General features: G+C 58.2%; 1 protein-coding gene and 1 pseudogene. One reads left to right on the top strand and one right to left on the bottom strand.

Annotated elements, in window-relative coordinates; translation table 11 throughout:
- On the top strand, positions 1-654 hold a 654-nt coding region (locus tag BTE28158_RS32230), incomplete at its 5' end, for an IS110 family RNA-guided transposase (protein WP_174920296.1).
- A 269-nt stretch (positions 655-923) separates the two neighbouring features.
- Here BTE28158_RS32230 and BTE28158_RS32225 read toward each other — a convergent pair.
- A pseudogene (locus BTE28158_RS32225) lies at positions 924-1,498 on the bottom strand (IS3 family transposase); the annotation flags it as partial.

Raw genomic sequence — 1,498 nt, 5'->3', positions numbered from 1 at the left:
CGCGAACGCATGCTCCAGCAACGCCTGGCATTGACCAACCAGATTCGCGGACTGCTGCTGGATCGCGGCATCGAGATAGCACGGGGGTTCTATGCGCTACGCACCGTGTTGCCCGCTCTGCTCGAGAAGGAAGACTCCGGATTAACTCCGATGATGCGCGATCTTGGACGCATGCTACTCGACATGTGGAACCGCACGGAATCAACCATTGAACAGATGAACGACCGGCTCAAATGTCTCGCACGGGAGAGTGACCTTTGTCGACGCCTTCAAACGATTCCAGGTGTCGGTGTCTTGCTGTCGACCGCCATCGTCTCCGCAGTCGGCAATGCATCAACGTTCCGGCGGGCACGCGATCTCGCCGCCTGGGTAGGGCTGGTGCCACAACAGCGTACAACCGGCGGCAAGCCACGTTTGCTAGGTATTACAAAGAGGGGAAACAGTTATCTGCGTCGCCTGTTCGTGCAGGGCGCCCGCGCGCTATGGGTATGGAAAGACAAGCATCCCAACGATCCGATCCAGCACTGGCTAATCCAACTTGCCGAACGCCGGCATGCGCACATTGCGGTCTGCGCTCTGGCAAACAAACTCGTACGCATTACATGGGCTGTCATGCGAAGCGGCGCGGAGTTTAACCTGCACCATCACACCTGAGGCATACCAGACTGATCGCTACCCTTGATGCAACGTCCTTCCGCAGCTCGCGCAGCCAATCAGCATGGCGCAAACGACCATCCGTCGCTTCCCCAAACCCGTCTGGACTTCCGGCAGACATCATGCCGCGCCACTAATTGGGACGGAAGCGTGCGACTACATCATGCAGGCCAGATCCGGCTTCGATTGGATCGCTATAGGCCGGATAGATAAACGCGAATCGTCTATCGCCACCAGTCTGCGCTTGCGGTTTGCGGGTGGACCATAGAGAAGTCCATACTCCAGATTTCGTTGATTGCGCTCACTGACTGCTTTGGCTGCCTGCGCCGAGCCGACTTGTTCCGTCGAGGTCGCTTGTGGCGCAACGAAAGACCCAGTTCGCGATACACGCGTTCTACTCTCTTGTGGTTGTCTCTCCAGCCTTCCCGGCGAAGCATCACATACACGCGGGGCGCACCGTAATGCACCCGCACTTCCGTGATCTCCTTGATGCGCATTTCCAGTGCGCTTTGATCCCGCGCGACCGACTCGTAACGGTAGACCGTGCGGGACAATTGCAACAACGCGCACGTCTGCCGCTGGCTTGCGCCGAAACGCTGCATCAAGTCCGTGACAAGCTCACGGCGCCGAGAAGGCTTCAGAGTTTTTTTGATAGCACGTCCTGCAGCATGGCCTTGTCCAGCGACAGATCGGCCACGAGCCGCTTGAGCTTTGCGTTCTCTTCCTCAAGTTGCTTCAGCCGGCGCAGCTCCGAGGGCGACAGCCCGCCATATTTCGTCCGCCAGTTAATGGTATGGACTGCTCCGGCAGGCGTATCGTAACTGCTGACGTTACCGTTCATAGG

The organism is Burkholderia diffusa (genome assembly GCF_902499115.1).
GTDB classification, from domain to species: Bacteria; Pseudomonadota; Gammaproteobacteria; order Burkholderiales; family Burkholderiaceae; genus Burkholderia; species Burkholderia diffusa.
The sequence above is the reverse complement of the archived record's forward strand: the minus strand, read 5'-3'. Positions and strand labels throughout refer to the sequence as shown.